The organism is Planktothrix sp. FACHB-1355, from assembly GCF_014748295.1.
GTDB classification, from domain to species: Bacteria; Cyanobacteriota; Cyanobacteriia; order Cyanobacteriales; family Aerosakkonemataceae; genus Aerosakkonema; species Aerosakkonema funiforme_A.
On the sequence record NZ_JACJUP010000269.1, the window covers coordinates 1 to 6,649 of the forward strand.

A 6,649-nucleotide genomic window follows, 5' to 3' on the forward strand; every position below is an offset into this window, starting at 1 on the left:
GTATCGATCGCAAGTTACCTGTTGTTCTTTTCTCCCCCACTCCCCCACTCTCCCGCTCCCCCACTCCCCCACAGCCCTAAGCTACAGGAACCGAAAAATAAAAGGGTAGCGGTAGGGTTGTTCCGGATTGCTCAAGCACTGGAGAATTGCTAAGATTGGCAAAACAAAGTTGACAATTTGCAAAATTCCTAGTAATAGGAATCCGATCAATACAATTGTGAGAATTCCAAAGATGATGCCATAAATCCAGACGTTGAAGTGAAAATTCAGCGCTTCTTTGGCATTGTCTTTCACAACTGGGTCATCCGATACGAACAATACCGCGATCGGTATCCCAACGGAGACAAAGGCGAGGCTAAAAAATATCGAGCCATGACATAACGCTGATAAAATCTTTCGCTTGTCAGTGTCATACATAGAACCAACTCCTCAGAGCCAGTCAGGTTTATCCTTTCCTTATGAAGCTATCACACCTAACGCATACGCTGGCGGAGGAGATTTCCGTACTGTATGTGGGGGTAGGTAGGGACGGTTGGTTAGGGATCGGATCGAATCAGTTTGTAACAGAACGATCGATCTATCCCCCTCTATCCCCCTCCCCCCTTCTCTTCTCGCTCCGCAATTTGTTAAATCTTATTTTAAGCTTTAAGGTTGTAGGCCATACAGAAGTTCCGGCTCCACCAGTAACTATTCTTCTTATCTAGGATTGCAATACGCTTGCGGAGTGCCGATCTTCCAGTTACCTTGGGATTAGCTGATGTTACAACTGCATTTCCTTTTGAGGTTTCTCTAGAAAACATTGGCCTTCGCTCTGGCAAATCTATCCACAACGGATTCATTCAGTACTCTGGCACTCCACTCTGCCTAATCCTACTGGTAAAACAAATTATGTTAACGCTTCCTGGCTACCAAATCACGTCAGCCGTTCATACCGGAGCAAGAACAGTAATTTATCGTGGCATTAAACTGCCCGATCGACAATCCGTCATCGTCAAAACCCTGCTGTCAAAGTATCCTACCCTCGAAGAAATTACTAGATTGCGGCATGAATATAAGATTTTGCAACCATTAAACATAGAAGGAATATCCAAACCTATAGCCTTAGAAAACTATAAAAATGGTCTGGCTCTCATCCTGGAGGATTTTGGTGCGGAGTCTCTCAAGCAATTGATGGCATCCCATAAAATTTCTGTTGCCTCGTTCCTTTACATAGTTTCTCAGTTAGCAGAAATCCTCCACCAACTGTATGAAAATCACATCATTCATAAAGATATAAAACCTCAAAATATCCTAATCGAACCTGTTAACTGGACTGTCAGGCTGATTGACTTTAGCATTGCATCCCGCTTATCTAGAGAAACGCCAACTATTAGCAACGCCGATTCTCTTGAAGGCACTCTCGCCTACATTTCCCCCGAAGCAACGGGGAGAATGAATCGTTTTCTTGACTACCGCTGCGACTTCTACTCCCTCGGCGTCACCTGCTATGAAATATTGACGGGTCAGCTACCTTTTCTCACCAAAGATCCCCTAGAACTAATACACTGTCATGTAGCCGTTTCACCAATACCGCCCCATCAAGTCAACGCCGAAATTCCCCAAGCTGTTTCCGATATAGTGATGAAATTAATGGCTAAATCGGCTGAAGACAGATACCAAACAGCGTTGGGATTGAAAGCGGATATAGAAATTTGTTTGGATCGATTGTTGAGATTCGATCGCATTGAATACTTTACTCCCGGCGCTGTAGATAAGTCCGGTCAATTCCTCATTCCTCAAAAACTCTACGGACGAGAAGCGGAAGTTGCCATGCTTTTGGATGCGTTCGATCGCGTAGCGTCTCCCCAAGAGAATGGCGTCACCGCAAGCAACACCGAAATCATGCTCGTTTCCGGTTACTCTGGCATTGGCAAAACTCGCGTAATCAACGAAGTTCACAAACCAATTGTACGCCAGCGCGGCTACTTTATTGCGGGCAAATTTGACCAATTTAAGAGAAATATTCCCTATGCTGCCTTGATTCAAGCTTTTCAGGAATTAATTGCAACCTTATTAACAAACAATCTCGATAAAATCGCTATTTGGAAAGAAAAACTACAAGAAGCGCTCGGACAAAATGGCCAAGTAATTATAGATGTTATACCCGAAGTTGAACGGATTATCGGCCCTCAACCAGAAGTCCCGGAACTGGGAGCAACAGAAGCCCAAAATCGCTTTAATCGCCTGTTTCAAAAATTCATCGGTGTATTTGCCCAACCAACTCATCCCCTGGTATTATTCTTGGACGATTTACAGTGGGCAGATTCCGCTTCTCTAAAGTTAATTCAGCAGATTGTCACCGACCCCGAAAGCAAATATCTGCTGCTAATTGGAGCGTATCGCGACAATGAAGTCAGCCCCACCCACGCCACAATTCAAACTATAGAAAAAATTCAACAAGCTGGTGCAATTGTAAATAACATTGTTTTGCAACCATTGAATTTTGGTAGCATCAGTCAATTAATAGCAGATACTTTAGGTGAAACAGTAGCACAAGGAAGAACTTTTACTTTAGCTGAACTAACTTACAATAAAACCCAAGGAAATCCTTTCTTTTTAACCCAATTACTGCAAACTCTACACGCAGAAAAGCTAATTAATTTCGATTATGTAGAAGGACGATGGTTGTGGGATATAGAGAGAATACAATCTATAGGGATTGCCGATTATAGTGTTGTCGAATTGGTAGCGAGAAATATTCAAAAACTATCACCAGAAACTCAGGAAGTCTTAAAGTTAGCTGCTTGCATAGGTCACCAATTTACCTTAGATAACCTCGCTGTCGTCAACGAGCAATCTTTATTAAAAACTGCCGATGATTTGTGGGAAGCATTGCAATCTGGGTTAATTTTGCCGCTATCGCAAGCTTATAAAATTCCATTTTTTTTTGAAGAAACAGAACAATTGTTTTTACAAGTTGAAGATTTAAAAATTAGCTATAAGTTTTTACACGACAGAGTACAGCAAGCCGCCTATTCTTTAATACCAGATGAACAGAAGAAAGAGACGCACCTAAAAATAGGTAAGTTGCTTTTAGAAAAAACGGCCAAATTTGGGCTGCAAGAAAATATTTTTGATATTGTTAACCAGTTGAATATTGGCGTAGATTTCATCACCTCTGTTGCTGAAAAGGAAGAACTGGCGAAATTAAATCTGCTCGCGGGAAGGAAAGCTTTAGCCGCTACCGCTTATGATGCGGCGGTTAGATATTTAAATGTTGGTTTGCAATTGCTTGCGCCTGACTGTTGGGATAGTCAGTATGAATTGGCGCGGGATTTGTTTGTGGAAACTACAGCAGCTGAATACCTCAATACGAATTTTGAACGAGCGAAACAGTTGTCTGATGTTGTAATTCAACAAGCAAGAGATCTTATTGAAAAAATACCTATTTATGAAAGAAAAATCCAGTTTCATATTGCACAAAATCAGATGCAATCAGCGCTAGATACGGCGCTGCCAGTACTGCAAAAGCTGGGAGTATATCTTCCCAAAAAAGCAAGTAAAATTAGTATTTTGGTGGGGTTGATTGGCACGAAAATTACCCTACGAGGAAAGGAAATTGAAGAGTTGGCTAACTTGCCAGAAATGACCGATATATACAAACTGGCAGCTATGCGGATATTAATGACAGTTTTAGGATCGGTTTATTTTGTGGCTCCCAATCTTTTTCCAGTATTTATATTTAAGATGATACATTTGAGTATTAAATATGGCAATTCTCCTCTGACGGCTTACGTCTATGATTTTTATGGCGTACTATGCGTGGCTCTCGGAGATATTGAATCTGCCTATAAATTTGGCCAATTGGCTATGAGGCTACTGGAAAAATTTAACGCCAAAGAACTGAAATCGAAAGTAAAAGTAGTATTCAACAACGGAATCAGACACTGGAAAGACCATGCAAAAGAAACTTTAGAACCAATGCTTGAAGGAATTCAAGATGGTCTGGAAGTAGGAGATATAGAACACGCTTGTTACAATGCGATGAATTATTCCGTACAATCTTTTTTGGTTGGTAATCATTTAGAAACTTTGGCTCAAGCGCTGAAAAACTATCGAGAAATGACGGGTAAATTCAAACAGGATCTTCAACTAATAAGCATAAGTGTATGCAGTCAAGCAGTCGCCAATCTAACAGGTAACGCCGAGGAAAAGTGCAAGTTAGTCGGTGAAATGTTTAACGATAAAGAAATGTTACCAATATTAATAGAAAAAAACAATGTATTGGTAATTTTTTATGTTCATTTTTTTAAAACGTTTCTTTCGTATTTGTTTAAAGACTACGCTCAGGCTATTGAACAAGCGAGAAGGGCGGAAAAATACGCAGAAGGTGCGCCCGGTACTATGGCTTTTGCTGTCCATAAGTGCTACTACTCTCTGGCACTTTTAAAACAGTATAGCTACGCGACAAAAACTGAGCAAAGGCAATATCTCAAGCAAGTGACAGAGCTTCAGAAGAAAATGAAAAAATGGGCAGACCACGCGCCCACAAATCACAAACATAAGTACTTGCTTGTAGAGGCAGAAAAAGCGAGAGTACTCGTTCGAGATATAAAGGCGATGGAGTATTATGAATTAGCAATAAAAGGAGCGAAAGAACAAGGATACATCCAGGAAGAAGCATTGGCGAACGAACTCACAGCAGAGTTTTATTTCTCCCGTGGCAAAGAGAAAATAGCTCAAATATATCTCACCGATGCCTACTATGGATATATTCGCTGGGGCAGTTCGGCTAAAGTCAAAGATTTAGAAGAAAGATATCCTGAATTCTTTTTGGGATTGGTGAAGCGAGAAGACTCTGACTTGGATGTAAATAGAACAACCACCTCGACAACAGGAGGAAAGTCATCGGTATTGGATTTGGTGACTGTGGCAAAAGCTTCGCAAGCAATTTCCGAAGAAATCGTTCTCGATAAGCTGCTTGCTAAGTTAATGCACATCACACTTGAGAATGCAGGCGCTTCCAAAGGTCTTCTCTTTTTGTCAAGGGCAGATAAATTGCTGTTGGTAGCTGAGGGTGCTGTAGAAAGACAAAAGGTGCGAGTGTTGTCATCAATTCCCGTAGAATCTAGCCACGATGTACCGAGTTCAATTATCAATTATGCGGTCAGAACCGGGGAAAATTTATTATTAAATAATGCGGCGATTGAACCACGATTTGCTAACGATCCCTACATTGAGAAAAGCCAGGTCAAGTCTGTTCTTTGTTTGCCGCTGATTCATCAGGGAAAATTTACGGGAGTTTTGTATTTAGAAAATAATTTGAGTGTGGGAGCTTTTACGCCTGCGCGATTGTCCGTGTTAAAACTTTTAGCTGCACAAGCGTCTATTTCTTTAGAGAAGGCGAGCCTTTATCAGGAGTTGCAAAACTATTCTCAGCAACTGGAACAATCTTTGCATAAGTTGCAACAAACGCAGACTCAGCTAATTCAAACCGAGAAAATATCGAGTTTGGGGCAATTGGTTGCGGGGGTAGCTCATGAAGTAAATAACCCGGTTAGCTTTATCAATGGGAATCTGCACTATACAAATGAATACGTACAAAATTTGCTAAACTTGCTGAATCTATATCGGCAGTGTTTTCCCGATCCTCCAGATCGGATTCAAGAAGAAATAGAAGCGATCGATCTAGAATACCTGATAGAAGATTTGCCCAAAATGCTGTCTTCGATGAAAGTGGGAACCGATCGCATTCGCGATATTATGCAGTCGTTACGCAATTTCTCCCGAATTGATAACGGAAAACCGAAATTGGCAAACATTCATGAGGGACTCGATAGTACGCTGATGATTCTCCAGCATCGCCTCAAAGCTAAGGGAGAACGTCCGGCGATAAATTTGGTGAAGGAGTACGGGGATTTGCCGCTTGTGGAATGTTATTCGGGACAACTAAATCAGGTGTTTATGAATCTGTTGGCGAATGCGATCGACGCCCTTGAAGAAGTTTGGGGGCAAACCCACCCTCAACCCCTAAGAGTCCCACAGGGAGAGGAGAAAGATTCCAAAATTCAAAATCCAGAGATTCGCATTCGTACAGAGGCGATAGATGGCGATCGGGTGGCGATTAAGATTAAAGATAATGGCCCTGGAATGACCGAAGAAGTACGCGCTAAGCTTTTCGATGCTTTTTTTACAACCAAGCCAGAGGGTAAGGGTACTGGTTTGGGATTGTCAATTAGTTATCAAATTGTCGTCGAAAAACATGGAGGTAGTATTGAATGTTTTTCCACTCCAGGAGAAGGGACAGAGTTTGCAATCGAGATTCCTGTAAGGCAGGAGTCTCAGAATAGCGAGATGGGAGCGCTTCCCCGATCGGATGATTCAGATTAATACTGTCCTATTTTCCTATTTCACTCTGATTTATGGACGGTTTGCGATCGGGCGATCGCACCCAAGCAAGCTTTCCGATCCTCTAAATCGCCCCTTACGACCATTTGCAGTGGATTTTAGAAGAGCAAGATCTGGAAGTCAAACAAGTCTTAATTCACGGGATTGGCAGGTTGCGAATTCGTAAAGAATTAGGAAATATTGACATCGACTTTTAACTGCACTTCCATTATCCAGAATAGTGGCTCTTTCAAACGACAGTTTCAGCCATACCGTGTAAACC

At 41.7% G+C, this 6,649-nt stretch carries 2 protein-coding genes; one reads left to right on the top strand and one right to left on the bottom strand.

The window, feature by feature from the left end; genetic code table 11:
- Nucleotides 1-81: 81 nt before the first annotated feature.
- Complete coding sequence (locus H6S82_RS13425) at nucleotides 82-417, bottom strand: DUF4870 domain-containing protein (RefSeq protein ID WP_190466913.1); 336 nt, start codon at nucleotides 415-417, stop codon at nucleotides 82-84.
- A gap of 471 nt (nucleotides 418-888) precedes the next feature.
- On the opposite strand from H6S82_RS13425, the gene H6S82_RS13430 reads away from it, so the two are divergent.
- Complete coding sequence (locus H6S82_RS13430) at nucleotides 889-6,369, top strand: ATP-binding sensor histidine kinase (RefSeq protein ID WP_190466916.1); 5,481 nt, start codon at nucleotides 889-891, stop codon at nucleotides 6,367-6,369.
- The last annotated feature ends 280 nt before the right edge of the window (nucleotides 6,370-6,649 follow it).

Bases quoted from the DNA above. Each gene is read 5' to 3' on its own strand.
- H6S82_RS13430 (WP_190466916.1), top strand. From the start codon at position 889: ATGTTAACGCTTCCTGGCTACCAAATCACGTCAGCCGTTCATACCGGA.
- H6S82_RS13425 (WP_190466913.1), bottom strand. From the start codon at position 417: ATGTATGACACTGACAAGCGAAAGATTTTATCAGCGTTATGTCATGGC.